The 16,923-nt window shown below is 63.1% G+C and carries 15 protein-coding genes and 1 pseudogene; 4 read left to right on the forward strand and 12 right to left on the reverse strand.

The features are described 5' to 3' along the window. Positions 1–517 (reverse strand): annotated as a pseudogene (locus ACYP01_RS03085) (alpha/beta-hydrolase N-terminal domain-containing protein); the annotation flags it as partial. Positions 518–520: 3 nt separating this feature from the next. Further along, positions 521–2,809 carry a phosphoribosylformylglycinamidine synthase subunit PurL gene (gene purL / locus ACYP01_RS03090; protein WP_373937792.1) on the reverse strand — a complete coding sequence of 763 codons (2,289 nt, stop codon included), beginning with the start codon at positions 2,807–2,809 and terminating at the stop codon, positions 521–523. A gap of 251 nt (positions 2,810–3,060) precedes the next feature. Between purL and ACYP01_RS03095 the strand changes: the two genes are divergently transcribed. Then, complete coding sequence (locus tag ACYP01_RS03095; RefSeq protein WP_459678626.1) at positions 3,061–4,047, forward strand: Dyp-type peroxidase; 987 nt, start codon at positions 3,061–3,063, stop codon at positions 4,045–4,047. Positions 4,048–4,058: 11 nt separating this feature from the next. On the opposite strand, the gene ACYP01_RS03100 is transcribed toward ACYP01_RS03095, so the two are convergent. From ACYP01_RS03100 to ACYP01_RS03120, 5 genes are all read right to left on the reverse strand, one after another. Then, complete coding sequence (locus ACYP01_RS03100) at positions 4,059–5,378, reverse strand: M18 family aminopeptidase (protein WP_118606539.1); 1,320 nt, start codon at positions 5,376–5,378, stop codon at positions 4,059–4,061. Between the two features lie 73 nt (positions 5,379–5,451). Further along, entirely contained in the window at positions 5,452–5,805 is a 354-nt protein-coding gene (locus ACYP01_RS03105) for a VOC family protein (protein WP_003939907.1), read from the reverse strand. 300 nt (positions 5,806–6,105) lie between these two features. Beyond that, entirely contained in the window at positions 6,106–6,702 is a 597-nt protein-coding gene (locus ACYP01_RS03110; protein WP_459678627.1) for a CatB-related O-acetyltransferase, read from the reverse strand. Between the two features lie 126 nt (positions 6,703–6,828). Beyond that, the gene (locus ACYP01_RS03115; protein ID WP_230814689.1) at positions 6,829–8,058 is read right to left on the reverse strand and encodes an acyl-CoA dehydrogenase family protein; all 1,230 of its coding nucleotides are present in this window, start codon (positions 8,056–8,058) and stop codon (positions 6,829–6,831) included. Between the two features lie 91 nt (positions 8,059–8,149). Further along, positions 8,150–9,451, reverse strand: a complete 1,302-nt coding sequence (locus ACYP01_RS03120) for an alpha/beta hydrolase (RefSeq protein WP_378446603.1) — start codon at positions 9,449–9,451, stop codon at positions 8,150–8,152. A gap of 69 nt (positions 9,452–9,520) precedes the next feature. Between ACYP01_RS03120 and ACYP01_RS03125 the strand changes: the two genes are divergently transcribed. Then, the gene (locus ACYP01_RS03125; RefSeq protein ID WP_459678628.1) at positions 9,521–10,132 is read left to right on the forward strand and encodes a phosphoribosylanthranilate isomerase; all 612 of its coding nucleotides are present in this window, start codon (positions 9,521–9,523) and stop codon (positions 10,130–10,132) included. On the opposite strand, the gene ACYP01_RS03130 is transcribed toward ACYP01_RS03125, so the two are convergent. Then, entirely contained in the window at positions 10,120–11,031 is a 912-nt protein-coding gene (locus tag ACYP01_RS03130) for a hypothetical protein (RefSeq protein WP_459678629.1), read from the reverse strand. The genes ACYP01_RS03125 and ACYP01_RS03130 overlap by 13 nt on opposite strands. Positions 11,032–11,265: 234 nt before the next feature. On the opposite strand from ACYP01_RS03130, the gene ACYP01_RS03135 reads away from it, so the two are divergent. Continuing rightward, entirely contained in the window at positions 11,266–12,039 is a 774-nt protein-coding gene (locus tag ACYP01_RS03135) for an SDR family oxidoreductase (RefSeq protein WP_459678630.1), read from the forward strand. 18 nt (positions 12,040–12,057) lie between these two features. Here the strand turns inward: ACYP01_RS03135 and ACYP01_RS03140 are convergent, their stop codons facing one another. Together ACYP01_RS03140 and ACYP01_RS03145 are read right to left on the reverse strand one after the other, a co-directional pair. Then, positions 12,058–12,489 (reverse strand): nuclear transport factor 2 family protein, encoded by a 432-nt coding sequence (locus ACYP01_RS03140; RefSeq protein WP_003940510.1) that lies wholly within the window; start codon positions 12,487–12,489, stop codon positions 12,058–12,060. Then, positions 12,486–13,409 (reverse strand): alpha/beta fold hydrolase, encoded by a 924-nt coding sequence (locus tag ACYP01_RS03145; protein ID WP_404649274.1) that lies wholly within the window; start codon positions 13,407–13,409, stop codon positions 12,486–12,488. The genes ACYP01_RS03140 and ACYP01_RS03145 overlap by 4 nt, the downstream gene beginning before the upstream one ends. Before the next feature lie 111 nt (positions 13,410–13,520). Between ACYP01_RS03145 and ACYP01_RS03150 the strand changes: the two genes are divergently transcribed. After that, positions 13,521–14,522, forward strand: coding sequence for an NADP-dependent oxidoreductase (locus tag ACYP01_RS03150; protein ID WP_003939765.1), 1,002 nt, complete (start codon positions 13,521–13,523; stop codon positions 14,520–14,522). A 54-nt stretch (positions 14,523–14,576) separates the two neighbouring features. Here ACYP01_RS03150 and ACYP01_RS03155 read toward each other — a convergent pair whose 3' ends face one another. Together ACYP01_RS03155 and ACYP01_RS03160 are read right to left on the reverse strand one after the other, a co-directional pair. Continuing rightward, positions 14,577–15,725, reverse strand: a complete 1,149-nt coding sequence (locus ACYP01_RS03155; protein WP_003939934.1) for a CaiB/BaiF CoA transferase family protein — start codon at positions 15,723–15,725, stop codon at positions 14,577–14,579. Further along, positions 15,722–16,894 carry an acyl-CoA dehydrogenase family protein gene (locus ACYP01_RS03160; RefSeq protein ID WP_003939770.1) on the reverse strand — a complete coding sequence of 391 codons (1,173 nt, stop codon included), beginning with the start codon at positions 16,892–16,894 and terminating at the stop codon, positions 15,722–15,724. Before ACYP01_RS03160 ends, ACYP01_RS03155 begins: the two co-directional genes overlap by 4 nt. Positions 16,895–16,923 lie beyond the last annotated feature (29 nt).

Genomic DNA, 16,923 nt, shown 5'->3' on the forward strand with positions numbered 1-16,923 from the left:
AGATCGAGATGAGCAGGCCACCGACGAGCAGGCTCAGTCCGAGGGTTCGGATGTAGCCGGAAGTGGTCGTGCCTTCGGCATCGGTCAGTGCCGCGATTTCACGTTGCCACCCGGCCGCGTAGACCAGCATGATGATCGCCGCGACGATGGACGCGACCGGAACGAAGACCTTGATCGCGGAAGGCACCGGCTCGGGCAGTGGCCACCACCGTCGCCCGCTGAGCAGGTATCGCTCGACAGCCCAACCGATCGCAGTACCGACGCCGTAGCCGATGGCCGAGTTGATTCCGCCGATCAGACCTTGGAAAAGCCAATCGCGCGGCAACAGCGAAGGGGTCAACGACCAGCAGAAGAAGAACGCGGCAAACGCGATGCCGGTGAAGTCGAGTTTGAGGAGCCCCCACGCCCACTCGGTGAAGCGGTTGTCGAGCTTCTCGAGGGGTGCGGGAACAGCCAGCCGCAGGTGGTGTTCCTGCGGCTGGCTGTCAGAAGAAGTCAGTTCTCCGGAATCGACCATCTATCACCCGAACAGTGCGGGCAGCGTTCCCTCGAAGGCCTCACGGAGCTTGGCCATCGTGACGGAGAAGTGTCCCTGGACCTCGACGGAGTCGCTGCCCTCGTCGACGACCCCGATACGCGTCCACGGCAAGCCGCGGGCGGTGCACATACCGGTGAAGCGAGTCTCCTCGGTGCGCGGAACTGCAACGAGGACGCGTCCCGACGATTCCGAGAACAGGGTGACGAACGGATCGGCGCCCTCGGGAATCAGGATGCGGCAACCGGTTTCGCCGGCCAGCGCGGCTTCGACGACAGCCTGGGCCAGTCCCCCCTCGGAGAGGTCGTGGGCTGCGGTGACGAGACCGTCACGCGAAGAGGCGAGCAAAATGTCGGCGAGCAGTTGCTCACGGGCGAGGTCGACCTTCGGCGGCACGCCACCGAGGTGACCGTGCTCGACCTGCGACCAGATGGAACCGTCGAACTCGTCGTGGGTCTCGCCGAGCAGGATCAGCGTCTCGCCGGGCTCGAGTCCGAGGCCCGTCGGGATGCGGCGGTGAACGTCGTCGATCACACCGAGGACGGCAACCACCGGCGTCGGCAGGATTGCCGTGGATCCGGTCTGGTTGTAGAAGCTGACGTTGCCGCCGGTGACGGGGATGCCGAGGGTGGCGCAGCCGTCGGCAAGGCCGCGAACGGCCTGCTGGAACTGCCACATGACACCCGGGTCCTCGGGAGAACCGAAGTTCAGGCAGTTGGAGACGGCCTTGGGCGTTGCGCCCGTGACTGCCACGTTGCGGAAAGCCTCGGCCAACGCGAGCTGCGCACCGGTGTACGGGTCGAGCGCGGTGTAGCGGCCCGAAGCGTCGGTGGACAGTGCGATTCCGCGTCCGGTCTTCTCGTCGATGCGGATGACACCGCCGTCGGCGTTCTCGGCCAGGACGGTGTTTCCGCGGACGTAGCGGTCGTACTGCTCGGTGATCCACTTGCGGCTGCACAGGGCAGGCGAGGCGATCATCTTCAGCAGGGTCGCTTCGAGTTCGGCGTCGGTTTCGGGACGCTTCAGTCCGGCGGTCGTATTCTCGATCAAGGCATCCTGCGTTGCCGGACGCTCGACGGGGCGGTGGTAAACCGGACCCTCGTGCGCGACGGTGCGCGGGGGAACGTCGACGACGGTCTCGCCGTGCCAGGAGATGGTGAGGTGCTCACCGTCGGTGACCTCGCCGATGTCGGTGGCCAGGACGTCCCACTTCTTGCAGACCTCCATGAACGCATCGACGTTCTCGGGCGTGACCACGGCGCACATGCGCTCCTGCGATTCGCTCGAGAGCACCTCGGCCGGGGTCATTCCGGTGGCGCGCATCGGAACCTTCTCGAGGTTGATGTGCATGCCGCCGTCGCCGGCCGCGGCCAGCTCGGAGGTGGCGCAGGACAGCCCGGCGCCGCCGAGGTCCTGGATGCCGACGACGAGGCCGGCCTTGTAGAGGTCGAGACAGCACTCGATGAGCACCTTCTCGGTGAACGGGTCGCCGACCTGAACCGCGGGCAGCTTCTTACGTCCGCCGGTGTCTCCACCCTCGTCGTCGAACGTCGCCGACGCGAGGACCGAGACGCCGCCGATTCCGTCGAGACCGGTGCGTGCGCCGAACAGGATGATCTTGTTGCCCGCGCCCGAAGCGAAGGCCAGATGCAGATCCTCGACGCGCATGACGCCGGCAGCGAGGGCGTTGACCAGCGGGTTACCTGCATAGGACTCGTCGAAGACCGTCTCGCCGCCGATGTTCGGCAGGCCGAGGGAGTTTCCGTATCCACCGACACCACGCACGACACCGTCGACGACGCGACGGGTATCGGGGGCGTCAGCAGCACCGAACCGAAGCTGATCCATGACGGCGATCGGACGAGCACCCATGGCCATGATGTCGCGGACGATGCCGCCGACACCGGTCGCCGCACCCTGGTAGGGCTCGACGTACGACGGGTGGTTGTGGCTCTCGACCTTGAACGTGACTGCCCAGCCGTCACCGATGTCGACGACGCCGGCGTTCTCACCGATACCGGCCAGCATGTTGGCGCGCATCTCGTCGGTGGTGGTCTTGCCGAAGTATCCGAGGTGGACCTTCGAGGACTTGTACGAGCAGTGCTCGCTCCACATCACCGAGTACATCGCCAGTTCGGCGTCCGTGGGACGGCGGCCCAGGATCTCCTTGATGCGTGCGTATTCGTCGTCCTTGAGACCGAGCTCCTTGAACGGCTGAGCGGCATCGGGATCAGCCGATGCGTGCGTGACGGTATCGACCTGGTGAGCAGACACTGGAGAGTGGTCCCTTCCCTACGGGAGTCAAGAGGCAAGCCGGCGCGGAGCGGGACACCACGAATGTGCCCAACGAAAGAACGTGCCGGGGGACAGTCTATCGGTGCGGGCCGACGACTTCCGCAGACGGCAGCACCCGCAACACCTCCGGGCCTGCGAAGTATCGCCCGTCACACCCGCCCCGGTTTGGGTAATCCGGTCGGTTTTCTTAAAGTCAGGGTCGGCCCACTCTCTCCCTCGAAAGGCCTCGCATGCCCCAGGATGTTCGTCAGTCCGACCTCACGGCACAGTCCCAGTCGGTGACCACTCCCCTCACTCCGGCTGCGATTTTCCTGGTCGCGACCGTGAATCCGGGTGGCGAGAACACCACACGAGAACTACTCGCCGACGTCGCCGGCCTGCAGCGCGCAGTGGGGCTGCGCGTCCCCGGATCAGGTTTGGATGTGGTGACAAGCATCGGTTCGTCGGTTTGGGATCGACTGTTCGCCGGTCCGCGTCCCGCGCTACTGCACCCGTTCACCGCTTTGCAGGGCGACGTTCACTCGGCGCCGTCGACTCCCGGCGATCTGCTCTTCCACATCCGCGCGATGAGCATGGATGCGTGTTTCGAGGTGGCTCGGCAGATCACGAAGCGACTGCACGGCGCAGCCACGGTGGTCGACGAGGTTCACGGCTTCCAGTACTTCGAGAACCGAGACCTCATCGGCTTCGTCGACGGCACCGAGAATCCGGTGGGCCGCGACGCCGTCGCCGCGGTGACGGTCGGCGACGAGGATCCCGAGTTCGCAGGCGGCAGCTACGTCCACATCCAGCGATACATCCACAAGATGCGGGACTGGGAAGCAATCACCGTCGATGAGCAGGAGCGTGTGATCGGACGCAGCAAGCTCGAGGACATCGAAATGACGTCCGACGTGAAGCCGTCCAACTCGCACGTCGCCCTCAACGCGATCAAGGACGAGAACGGCAAGGCTCTCGAGATCCTGCGCGCCAACATGCCGTACGGACGCCTCGGCGACGACGAGATCGGCACCTTCTTCATCGGCTACTGCCGCACGCCGGCGATCACCGAACGGATGCTCGAGAACATGTTTCTCGGCAACCCTCGCGGCAATTACGACCGTCTGCTCGATTTCTCGACGGCCGTGACGGGCTCGATGTTCTTCACTCCGAGCGCCGACTTCTTCGAGGATCTACCGGCTGCGCCCTCTACGCCCACTGGGCTCCCTGCACTTTGACTACGCGCCCTCTAACTACGCGGCGTGAGGAAGGCACCGAGCGCGTCGGCATACATGCGGACATCTGCCGCGCCCATCAGCTCGCGGGCAGAGTGCATCGCGAGCTGAGGCGCGCCGACGTCGACGGTGGACAGTCCGGTGCGTGATGCCGTGATCGGTCCGATGGTGGAGCCGCACGGCAAATCGGCGCGGTGGACGTAGCGCTGCATCGGCACTCCCGCCTGATCGCACGCGAGCGCGAATTCGCCGGCACCGGCCGCATCGGTGGCGTAGCGCAGGTTCTGGTTCACCTTGAGTACCGGCCCACCGTTGATCTCGATCCGATGAGCGGGCTCGTGGCGGTCCGGGTAATTGGGGTGCGTCGCGTGTGCCATGTCGCCCGACGCGCATACCGAGCCGGCCATCGCCTGCAGGAATTCTTCGCGGCCACCACCACGTCCCAACACGATCCGCTCGAGCACGGTGTTCAGCAGGTCCGAGAAAGCTCCGCGATCGGACATGCTGCCGACCTCTTCATGATCGAAGAGTGCAAGCACTGGGACCTGCTGACCGGGCGACTCAGCCGCGGCCAGAAGTGCTTGTGTCCCTGCATAACACGTGCCCTGATTGTCGAGCCTGGGGGCGCTGACCAATTCCTTGTCCACCCCCACGACTGCGCTGGGCGCAAGGTCGTGTGTCATCAATTCCCAGCCGAGAACCGACGACGCGGCTACACCCGCACGCTCGGCGACAAAGCCGATGAAAGACTTGGGCTTCGAACCCACGCCCCAGATTCCGTTGACGTGCCTCTGCGGATCCAGCGTCACACCCTTGCGATCTTCGGACAGGTGGATAGCCAGCTGCGGAACACGAAGAATCGGGTCGTCGATGCGAACCAGCTTCTGCTCCACAGTGTTTCCCACCCGGACACTCAATCGGCCCGAGATACCGAGATCGCGGTCGAGCCAGGAGTTCAGCCACGCACCGCCATACGGTTCGAGGCCCACCATCTGCCACCCGGCCGAAGTGAGGTCGGGATGCTGTTTGACCCGCAGGTTCGGGCTGTCGGTATGACCTCCGACAATCCGGAACGGAGCGGTACTTCCCACGCCCTCGGTGCTCCAGGCGATCAGCGAACCGCCTCGCACGAGGAAGTACCGTCCGGGCTCGGCTGGCCACGACTGCGTTTCGTGGACTTCGACGAACCCGCCGGCCGTCAGCTCGGTCGCCACCGTCGCGCACACATGGAACGGCGACGGTGACGAATCGACGAAGCTGCACAAGCCGTCTGCGTCGGCCCCGGTCGGAGAAGCCGCCCCGGCCCGAGCCGTCCGAGAAGTCTGAGAAGTCATGCCTCTCATCATGCCCGAACAGGTGTCCGGGATATCAGTGGCCACGAATCAGGTGGGCACAGAATCGGTTAGCTCAGGCGTGAGGACCGGATACGCAGAACTGATTCCCATCAGGATCGAGGAGCGTCACCCAGCGGAAACCGTCCATGTTCTCGCGGTGGTGCTCGGTAGCTCCGGCCTCGACGAGCCGCGCCACCTCGGCGTCGAGATCCGGACTCCCCAAATCGAGATGGATGCGATTCTTGCCGGCGGTGGGGTCCGGGACCTTCTGGAATGCGAAGTTGGTGGCGCTGTCAGGGACCGAGACGATGTAGAACCAACCGTCGTTTTCCTCGACGATGTTTCCGCCCAACTGCGCTGCCCACCACGTTGCGAGCGGACCGGGATCGAGACTGTCGAAGGTGATCATGCCGAGTGTGAGAGTCATGCGCACACGTTAATGGAAGCCACCGACAAAGACTCTCGATCTCGGGCTGAGATGAGACGATCGTCGAATGCGACTCACAACGCTGCGCGACCGTGTTGCAGAACTACTCTTCGCAGTTTTCATCGCGACCGGCTTGCTCCTGAGCATCCTCGGAGTGCTCGCCTGACCATCATCCACTTCGACCTCGAACCGAACCTGATCACCTTCACGGCCACAGGCCTTGCTGTCGGTCTTTTCGCCGCCACTCTGCTTCACGTCCGGAACTACTCGCTCACTCGATCGAACTAGCAGATCGGTAGATCACTCGACCGCTTCGAGTTCCGCGACACTCCCGTCCGAGATCACCCGGACGTGGCGGGTGATCGTCTCGATCGGCCAGTCCCACCACGCAATTCGCACCAACTTCTCGATGTCTTCAGCACTGAAGCGGCGCTTGATCTCCGTTGCCGGGTTGCCGCCGACAATTGCGTAGTCCGGGACATCGCGCGTTACGACGGCGCCAGTGGACACGATCGACCCGTGACCGATCCGGACACCGGGCATGACTGTCACGTTCCCGCCGAACCACACGTCGTTCCCCACGACGGTGTCACCGCGCGACGGCAAATCCTGCACCAAATCCATGTGCCTGGCCCAATCGCCGCCCATGATCGGGAACGGGTAGGTGGAGACACCGTTCATACGATGGTTCGCGCCGTTCATGATGAAGGTGACACCGGTGGCCAGGGCGCAGAACTTGCCGATCACCAGTTTGTCGGGACCGTAGTGATGCAACACGTTTCGAGTCTCGAACTCTTCGGCGAACTCCGGATCGTCGTAGTAGGTGTACTCCCCTACCTCGATCAACGGGTTGTCGATCAACGGCTTCAGCAACACCACTCGCGGTTGCCCGGCCATCGGATGAACATTTGTGGGATCTGGCGCGTTCACTGCTTACTCCGATCCGTCGGCGCGGTGTCGCCGACCGCAGCAAGACTATCCGGTTCCTGCTGCGGTCGACCGACAAGCGAAAACGTTCCGGTGTCAGCCCAGGAGACCCTTGGCGATATGGGTGACCTGAATTTCGTTGCTGCCCGCATAGATCATGAGCGACTTGGCATCACGCGCCAACTGCTCGACTCGGTACTCGGCCATGTAGCCGTTTCCACCGAACAGCTGCACGGCTTCCATCGCGACCTCGGTCGCTGCGCGCGACGAGTACAGCTTCATCGCCGACGCCTCCGCCAGGCTCACTTTGTCTCCGGCCGCGGTGCGTTCGATCGCGTTGAAGACCATGTTCTGCACGTTGATTCGAGCGACCTCCATCTCTGCGAGCTTGAGCTGGATGAGCTGGAACTGCCCGATCTCACGTCCCCACAGTTTGCGGGACTTCGCGTATTCGATGCTCAGACGGTGACATTCGTTGATGATGCCCAGTGAGAGCGACGCGATGCCGATGCGTTCGGCGGCAAAGCTCTCCTTGGCGCTGGACTTTCCGTCGGACTTTCCGCTGTCCTCGGTTTCGCCGAGCAGACGATCCTTGGTGATGCGGACGTTGTCGAAGAACAGCTCACCCGTCGGCGAGGAGTTCATTCCCATCTTCTTGAACGGCGGGCTCTGCGTGAGCCCCTCCATGCCCTTGTCGAGGATGAAGGCGAGCACCTTGCGGTCACGACGATCAACCGACGCATCGCCCTCGTCGAGCTTTGCGTAGACGATCATCACGTCGGCGTACGGACCGTTGGTGATGAAGGTCTTGTTGCCGTTGAGGATGTAGTCGTCACCGTCGCGGCGTACGTAGGACTTCATACCGCCGAAGGCATCCGAGCCGGAGTCCGGTTCGGTGATCGCCCATGCACCGACGGTTTCGAAAGTTACCAAGCCGGGGAGCCAGCGTTCCTTCTGCGCGAGTGTGCCGCGGCTGCGGATAGTTCCGGCGGCCAATCCGAGGCTGACACCCAACGATGCGACCAGGCCGAGGCTGACTCCGGCCAATTCGCTGTTGAGCACGACGCCCATGCTGCCGGCGCCGCTGAATGCGCTCGACTTCTCACCGTCACTGGAGGGTGCATCGCCACGCTCACGTGCCAGCGACTTCTCGAGACCCTCGCGTGCCATGTCGGCGAGACCGAAGGTCGAGTACAGCTTGCGGATGATGTCGAACGGCGGCAGCGCACCACTTTCGAGCTCGTCGACGTGAGGTCGCACCTCTTTGTCGATAAAGCCCCGCAAGGCGTCGCGGAACATCAGGTCGGTGTCGGACCACTCGTACATGTGCCTGAACTCCAGTCGGTGAACGATCGGGAGACTGCCGAACGACAGCCACACACCGAATATAGAACACGTTCCAAAACCGGAACAGGATTCAGCTGATCAGTCCCATTCGCTGCGAGATCCACACCAGTTCCTGTTCGACGCCCGCGGACCACACCGAAAAGCTGTGACCACCGGGAAGCTCGAGATACCTGGCGTCCATTCCGGCCGCTTTGGCCGCTTCGTACACCTTTTGCTGGCCGGGCTTGAACTCGTTGTCATCCGTTCCGACCACAAACACTCCGCCCGAGTTCGGGAACTTCCGCGTCGCCAGGAGATCCATCGGATTCACCTTCACGAACGCTGCCTCGTCGCCGCCGAATATCTCGTCGACGGTCCGCTGTCGGTCACCGAGCGAAGGCTCCAACTGACCGGACAGATCGAGGAATGTCGGGTACACGTCGGGATAGTTGGTCGCCATCTGTAGTGAACAGGTACCGCCGTAGGAGAGCCCGCCGATGGCCCACGCTCTCGGATTCGTGTCGATCTGGAACGCACTCGCCACTGCCGCGGGCAAGTCCTTTGCCAGATACGTGCCGACCTTGCCCTGCGAAGAGTCGGTGCACAACGGATTGGCCATCTGCGAACCCGTTCCGTCGGCGATCACGACAACCGGAGCGAGCCCGGCATGATCGCGCGCGAAAGAATCCATTGTCGCGGTCAGCTTTCCGCCTTGAAGCCAGTCCTCGGGTTTGCCAGGCTGGCCGGCCATCAGCACCAGTACAGGAAGAAGCGGACGCGGATTAGTGAAGTACGACGGCGGCAGATACACCTGAGCGTCACGCGCGGAGAATCCCGAAATCGTTCCGGGGACCGGCAAAGTCGTGACTCGTCCGCGAATCGGCATGCCTTCGGGCGCTTTCCACACCGTGTCGGTGGGGTCGCCGGTGACAACAGGATCCGTCGGACCGGGAACTTCACTGAGTGAAATGCGGTCGAAATCGTCGTGGCCGAACGCAATTCCCACAGTCGGATAGGCGGCAAAGACCAGATTGATCTGCGTTGCGGCGGTGACGATGACCAGCACGGTCGCGACCACGGACAGCACCGCCTTCGCGACGGTTCCGCCCGCCTTGATTCGCGGCCCGAGAAGTAGCAGCGCGTAGATACCGAGACCGATCCACACGTAGATCGACATCGCGATGGGATCGGGGAACGGCACGATCACCTTTTCGACGGTGATCCACACGGCGATCATGATCACCAGTGCGATCAGCCCCGCGATCGGCACCGCTCGGCGGTAGTACCACCGCACGTTCGAACCGAGCAGCCACACACCACCCAGGACCCCAAGGACAGTCAGGATCACCGGCAGCGGTCCCGAGATCAAACTGATTCGGTAGAGCCAGTCCACGTCAAGCCTCTCGCGCGTAGAAATGTCGCACGCTCGAGGCTAGACGACGACGCTAGTACTCTGGATCAGGTGACATTCATCAAGGTCTGTGGCCTACGCGACGTTGACACGGTTGACTTCACGGTGGGACTGGGCGTCGACGCCATCGGTTTCGTCTTCGCCGAGAGCGTCCGCAAAGTCGACCCCGCTCTCGCAGTCGAACTACTTGCGCGGGTCCCCGCTCATATCCGGGCAATCGGAGTCTTTCTCGGTAACCCGATCGATCAGATCCTCGAGATCGCCGAGGTCACCGGGCTTCGCACCGTGCAGATTCACGATCTTGTCGACGCCGAGCAAGTGCAGCGGCTGCACGACGCCGGCCTCACCGTCATCCGCGCGGTCGTCTCCAGCAACGTCCGCGACGGTTACAACCTCGACCTCGGTGAGGACGAACTCCTGATCGACGGCGCGGATGCCGGATCCGGGGTGCCCTGGAACTGGGCCCAACAGCAATCGCGCCCGCAAGGCCAGTGGATCCTGGCGGGCGGACTGTCCCCGGACAACGTGCGCGACGCATTGGATGCCACCGGCGCCTGGGGCGTCGACGTCTCCAGCGGCGTCGAATCGTCCCGCGGCGTCAAGGACCATGCTTTGATCGAGAAGTTCGTGAGCGCTGTCCGGCAGACCGATCACTCGAAGTAGGACGCGTAGTCACTGAACGCGACTTGGCCGGTGGGACTCGCCTTCACTGCGTCGGCAACGGCAGGCGGAATGGGAGCCCAGTGTGCAGGCATCGCTGCCGCCAGTGAGGGCTTCAAGATGTAGAGCAGAGCGAAGTTCACTATCCAGAGCGGCGGCGCCATCGACATGCCGACCTCCGAACTCACATCGCCTTTGGTGTTGGTCACCAGCTGCGCTTCACCCGAAATCTGTTGCGCTGCAAATCCGTAGACCGCTTGCACCGTGTATGCCGACTGATAGAGCGCAATCAGAGTGTGCGTCGCACCGTTGTTGCGCAGCCAGGTGCCCACAAAACCGCCGGGAGCGATCAGCGTATTCACCTGCCGCGTCGGCGCATCCGCGTTGGCGGGGCTCTGCAACAATCCGTCGGGATTCACGTACAACCCGTAACTGGCCAGAATCGACGGCGTAGTGCCGGAGTGGAGAGGGCGCCCGTTCGTATTGGTCAATATTCGGGCGCATTCGTCGATCACCTCGGCGTCCTCGCGATTGCCCCCGACCCCACCGCCGGAGATGAGATCGCGATACTGCTCCTCGGACAAAGTGTCGGCTGGTTCGAGTCCGATCTGCGCGGCAATCTCGTCCGCTACCTGTTGACCCAAAGGCTGGTTGAGCTGATCCGGACTGGTCATCTGCGTGGGCGCGACGCTCTCGTAGCCAGGTGCCCCGGCAAAGGGGATCACGAACCCGGTATCGACAGTCTCCGCAACAGGTTGAGCGCCGGCCGTCTGAGTCATGGCAAACGAAAGTACGCACACCCCAACCAAAGCCAATACCGGGATGGTCCCCCGGTGCGACCGTGCTCGACGTCTACAGCCCTCGTCTGAGAAAGCCTTGCCTGCAATTCCCTTGCCGCGCATAGGTCAACCTCCCGGGACACAGTCCGGCGAATCAACTCGAGCTTGCATCTCAGTCAAACGCTGTGAACAGCGCCGTGTCAAGACTCTTGCCAGGTCGAGGGGCCGACAGCACCCGCTCGCCCGATACAGTGGTCCTTCCAACTGAAGTGCCCTCACCCGCGGTTGACCGCTCGAGTTGTGCGCGTCAGTGCAAGAAGTCCCGCGTCAGTTACACGAAGTTTCCGGAGGCGAGCAGTGCCGAACAAGCGCGGAACCGTGTTGATCACCGGTGTCGGCCGGAGCAAGTCGATCGGAGCAAGCCTCGCATTGGGTCTCGCCGAGGATGGTTGGGATCTGACGATCGGCTACTGGGAGCCTTACGACGAACGCGTCGGGTTCGGGCGCGGAGCGCACGATCCGCAAGACATTGCCGAGAAGTGTCGCGCACTCGGAAGCCGTGTCGACCTGGTTCCCGGAGATCTGGCCTCGCCCGACGTGGCCGATCAGCTCGTTGACGCTGCCGCAGCGCGGAACGACCTCCGTGGGCTGGTGCTCTCACATTGCGAAAGCGTCGACAGCTCGATCCTCGATACCACCGTCGAGAGCTGGGAACGACATTTCGCCGTCAACGCTCGCGCCTCCTGGCTGCTGATCAAAGCGTTCGCTGAACGGCTTCCGGAACAGCGCGACGTCAGTCAGGTGGCCGGGCGGATCATCGCACTCACCAGCGACCATGCGGCCCACAATCTTCCGTACGGGGCCAGCAAGGGCGCTCTCGACCGCATCGTCATCGCCGCCGCAGTCGAACTTGGATCACGCGGCATACGAGCCAACGTCGTCAACCCAGGACCTATCGACACAGGATGGATGACACCCGAGATCAGACAGGCCACAACCCTCCAGACTCCTGCCGGCCGGCTGGGTACTCCCGGCGACACTGCAAACCTCGTTCGGTTTCTGATGTCCGACGCCGGAGGCTGGATTACGGGACAACTCCTTCACTCCAACGGCGGATTCAGTACGAACTGAGCCTTGGACGGACTCAGTTCAGGCTTTGTAGGTCGGTAGCGTCTGCCCGAGCCTCTTACCCATTTCGGCAGCCAAAGCCGCGAGCCCGCTGGCCGGACGCACCATGACCTCGAAATCGACGATCTTGCCGTCCTCGTCGAATTCGACCATGTCGATTCCCTTGAGACTCTTGTCGCCGATGTTCGCACTGAATTCGAGCACGACCTGTCGACCGTTGGCTCCGGCGAACTGACGGTGGTACTCGAAGTTCTCGAACACCTGGATCACCGTATTGAGAATGAGCACAACGGCATCCGCGGACTGGTACGGCTTGAATCCCGTGGGCGATCGGAACTGCGCGTCGGGCGCGACGATCGTCGGTAGCGCCGACAGATCGCCGGTTTCGATCATGGTGTGCCACAACTTCAGTGCAGCTTCGACTTTCGGTTCGAGCGTCAATTCCGTGCTCATGCTTCTACCCTTCCCTCGACGTTACCTGCCGCTTGTTCTACCGGCACTTGACTTGCGACGGACCACGCACTCAACACAGTTCGCACCCCGGTCACGAGTTGCAACGGCTGATCGATCATGACGTGATGTCCGGCTTCGGGAATCTCCGCCACGATGGCCTCCGGTCCGAACAATCCGCGCATGTGCTCCATGAGTCGATCGGACACGATGCCGTTCTCAGCTCGGAAATAGGCTACGCGGCAACGTGGTTCGCTGTCGAGAACATCTTCGGCGCCTACTCGGAGAAAGAAATTCGGATCGAACTTCCACGACCAACCGCCCTCGACTTCCTCCATCGACGTGGCCGCCACATGGTCACGCACCGCAGGCAGACCCGAATCCTGCGGTGGAACGAAGCGGAACCGGCCCATCGCGTCTTCCCTGGTGGGATAAACCTTCTTGGGGCCGAACGCATTCTGGCGTCGAGCCGCCTCCTCTTCGGGCGTACGCGCCTTGAGCGGAGAATCGATGATGACAACCCCGTCCAACAGTTCGCCATGCAGATGCGAGGCCACGAAAGAAACAATCCCACCCATACTGTGCCCCACCAGAATCGGCTTGCCGTCGATTCCCCCTGCCTCGGCCGCCGCCAGCACCTCGCGAGCCCACTGGGACATCGCGTAGGCGTCGCGAGTGTGACTGTCGCCGTGGCCCGTCAAGTCGAGAGCGACGACGCGGCGCCCCTCGGCGAACTGCGGCGCAATGTGATCCCACCAGCGACTGTGGGCGGCGCCGCCGTGAATCAGCACGATTCCCGGCCCCGCCGGCCCCCAAGCCCGAAAGTGCACCGAGGCGCCCTCGACCTCCACCGACCCCGTCTCGACCGGCGCTGCCAACGCCCGAGTGAACCAACCAGGCGCGTCTTCGACCACATTGCTCATCGATCGAACATACATAGTCGTCAATCGGTTCATCCAACTCTTCCCAGTTCGTGATCCATCACCTATATTGAATCCGGCCTCAAGTTCAATTCGTTTCGCCGAAGGGGAGAGATGACCAACCGCCAAGTACGCCTCGCCGCCCGCCCGACAGGACTTCCCGACGCTTCCACCTGGGAATACGTCGATGCCGAGATCCCGTCCGCCGGACCGGGCGAGTTTGTCGTCAAGGTCGAATACCTCTCCCTCGACCCCGCGATGCGCGGTTGGCTCAACGACGTCAAGTCGTACGTTCCGCCGGTCAAGCTCGGTTCCGTCATGCGCGCCCACGGCGTCGGACGCATCACCGAATCACAGCACCCCGATTACCAGGTCGGGGACATCGTGGCCGGATCCTTCGGCGCTTCCGAGTACGGCGTTTCCGACGGTACAGACGTCACTCGGGTCGACGAATCGATCGCTCCCCTGCCGACCTGGCTCGGCGCTCTCGGTTTCCCCGGCGTCACTGCGTATTTCGGATTACTCGACGTCGGAAAGCTGAAAGACGGTGACACCGTCGTCGTGTCCGGTGCCGCGGGTGCGGTCGGCAGTCTGGTCGGCCAGATCGCAAAGCTTCACGGATGCAAGGTCATCGGCATCGCCGGCGGTCCGGAGAAGTGCGCGTGGCTCACCGAGGACCTCGGCTTCGATGTCGCCATCGACTACAAGAACGAATCCGTATACAAGGCGCTCAAGTCCAACGCTCCCGACGGAATCGACGTGTACTTCGACAACGTCGGCGGAGAAATTCTCGACGCCGCTCTCTCCCGTCTGCGCCTCGGCGCTCGGGTGGTCATCTGCGGCGCCATCGCGGGCTACAACGCCACCGAACCTCAGCCAGGCCCTGCTCACTACCTGTCACTTCTCGTCAACCGCGCCACGATGGCCGGCTTCGTGGTCTTCGACTACCTCGATCGCTACGCAGAAGCACAAGAGCAGATCGGAAAGTGGATCAAGAGTGGCGAATTGACTGCTCGCGAGCACGTCGTCGACGGCGGTATCGACGCGTTCGGCGACAGCCTCAATCTTCTCTTCGCCGGAGCGAACACCGGAAAGCTGGTCCTGAAGGTCAGCTGAGTCGGCCACACACGCAGATCGGCCACCGGTATTCCGGTGGCCGATTCGCTTGGGTCAACTGACTCCGGACGGAGTGGGAACGCTGTCCTCACCCAACCGCGGCGGGGCCGACCGATAGGTTGCCGGCGTGCCGCTCATCCGAATCGGATTGGCTACCTGCCGAGTCGGTGCATCGCGACGCGGGTCGTCGATGGACACCACCGGATCGAGATTCAGCCGTTCCGCCAGCGCTATCGCGTCGGCGATGTCGTTGAGAGGCCCACACGGAACACCTCGCTCGGTCAGTGCCTCGAACCACGAGTCCGCAGAGCCCTTGGCCAATGCAGCAGTGACGGCGTCGAACAGTTCTTCTCGATGCGCAACCCTGTCGCTGTTGGACGCGAAACGCGCATCAGCGGCAAGTTCGGAAACTCCGAGAACCTCTGTCAACGAACTGAATTGCCGATCATTGCCGACCGCGAGGACCAGCGGACGGTCCGCGGTGTCGAATACCTCGTATGGTGCGATGCTCGGATGCCGGTTGCCCATTGCCTGCGGCACCACGCCCGCGGCCACGTAGCCGGACGACTGGTTGGCCAGTGCGGACAGCAACGAGGACAACAGATTGACCTCGACGTGCTGCCCTTCGCCTGTGCGATCGCGATGGCGCAGCGCTGCAAGGATTCCCACGCTGGCATGCAGGCCGGTGATGACGTCGACCACCGCGACACCGACCTTGGTGGGAGTCTTGGGATCGGGTCCGGTGATACTCATCAATCCGCCGACCGCCTGAATCAACAGGTCGTATCCCGGCAGAGAGTTGTTGCCACCGAAGCCGCTGATCGAGCAGTAGACCGCACGCGGATTCATTTCTCGGACAGCGTCGTAGCCCAGCCCCAGACGGTCCATCGTTCCCGGCAGGAAGTTCTGCACCACGACGTCCGCATTGCGAACCAGCTCGCGTGCACTCTCCAGATCCTCGCGCTCGCGCAGGTCCAGAGTGACCGACTTCTTGTTGCGGTTCACCGACAGAAAGTAGCTCGACTCGTCCCCCACCCACGGTGGGCCCCAGCTGCGAGTGTCGTCCCCGACACCCGGCCGCTCGATCTTGACGACCTCGGCACCCAGGTCGGCGAGAATCATCGTGGCGTACGGACCGGCGAGGACGCGGCCGAAATCAGCGATCACCAACCCGTCGAGCGCTCCGACAGCGTCTGCCGTCACCGGAAAGCTTCTTCACCGGTGAGAGCGCGGCCGATCACGAGCTGGTGAACCTCGGACGTGCCCTCGTAGGTGAGAACGGATTCGAGGTTGTTGGCGTGCCGGATCACGGGATACTCGAGCGTGATGCCGTTGGCGCCCAGAATGGTTCGGCATTCACGGGCGATCTTGATGGCCTCGCGGACATTGTTGAGCTTGCCGGTGCTGACCTGCTCGGGGCGAACCGTCCCGGCGTCCTTGAGGCGCCCGAGGTGGATGGCGAGCAACTGCCCCTTGCCCAATTCGACTGCCATGTCGGCGATCTTGGCCTGGGTGATCTGATACGCGGCGAGCGACTTGTCGAAGACCTTGCGATCACGTGCATATGAGATCGCAGTCTCGAGGCAGTCACGTGCTGCACCCATTGCCCCGAAGATGATGCCGAAGCGTGCCTCGTTGAGGCAGCCGAGCGGGCCGGACAGTCCGCGAGCCTTGGGCAGCATCGCCGAGGCAGGCAGACGCACGTCCTCGAGCACCAGTTCCGAGGTGACCGACGCCCGGAGCGACATCTTGTTCTTGATCTCGGGGGCGGAGAATCCCGGAGTGTCGGTGGGAACGACAAATCCGCGCACGCCGTCGTCGGTTCGAGCCCAGACCACGGCGACGTCCGCGATGGAGCCGTTGGTGATCCACATCTTGGTGCCGTTGAGGATCCAGTCGTCCCCGTCGCGCTTGGCGTTGGTTCGCATACCGCCGGGGTTGGATCCGAAATCGGGTTCCGTGAGACCGAAGCAGCCGATGGCTTCACCCGCCGCCATTCGCGGGAGCCATTCTTCCTTCTGCTCTTCACTTCCGTTGTGGTGGATCGCGAACATGGCGAGCGAGCCCTGGACCGAGACGAGGCTGCGAATGCCCGAATCGACAGCTTCGAGTTCCTGGCAGGCCAACCCGTACGCCGTGGCGCTCATCCCGGCACAGCCGTAGCCCTCGAGGTGCATGCCCAGTACGCCGAGCGCGCCCAGTTCCTTGGCCAGCTCACGAGCCGGCAGTGCTGCCGCTTCGAACCATTCACCTACGTGCGGGCGAATGCGATCGTCGACCATCTTGCGGACCGTGTCGCGGATCGCGATCTCCTCGGCGTCCAGCAGGGTATCGATGGCAAAAAGCTCGGACAGGGACTGCGGAGTGGTCACGGGGCCTCCAGTGTTCTCGGGCGCAATCC

Source organism: Rhodococcus sp. no. 34, from assembly GCF_054589475.1.

Excerpts from the sequence above, each read along its gene's own strand:
- ACYP01_RS03095 (WP_459678626.1), top strand. The coding sequence starts at position 3,061 with ATGCCCCAGGATGTTCGTCAGTCCGACCTCACGGCACAGTCCCAGTCG.
- ACYP01_RS03100 (WP_118606539.1), bottom strand. The coding sequence starts at position 5,378 with ATGACTTCTCAGACTTCTCGGACGGCTCGGGCCGGGGCGGCTTCTCCG.
- ACYP01_RS03105 (WP_003939907.1), bottom strand. The coding sequence starts at position 5,805 with ATGACTCTCACACTCGGCATGATCACCTTCGACAGTCTCGATCCCGGT.
- ACYP01_RS03110 (WP_459678627.1), bottom strand. The coding sequence starts at position 6,702 with ATGGCCGGGCAACCGCGAGTGGTGTTGCTGAAGCCGTTGATCGACAAC.
- ACYP01_RS03115 (WP_230814689.1), bottom strand. The coding sequence starts at position 8,058 with ATGTACGAGTGGTCCGACACCGACCTGATGTTCCGCGACGCCTTGCGG.
- ACYP01_RS03130 (WP_459678629.1), bottom strand. The coding sequence starts at position 11,031 with ATGCGCGGCAAGGGAATTGCAGGCAAGGCTTTCTCAGACGAGGGCTGT.
- ACYP01_RS03140 (WP_003940510.1), bottom strand. The coding sequence starts at position 12,489 with ATGAGCACGGAATTGACGCTCGAACCGAAAGTCGAAGCTGCACTGAAG.
- ACYP01_RS03145 (WP_404649274.1), bottom strand. The coding sequence starts at position 13,409 with ATGAGCAATGTGGTCGAAGACGCGCCTGGTTGGTTCACTCGGGCGTTG.
- ACYP01_RS03150 (WP_003939765.1), top strand. The coding sequence starts at position 13,521 with ATGACCAACCGCCAAGTACGCCTCGCCGCCCGCCCGACAGGACTTCCC.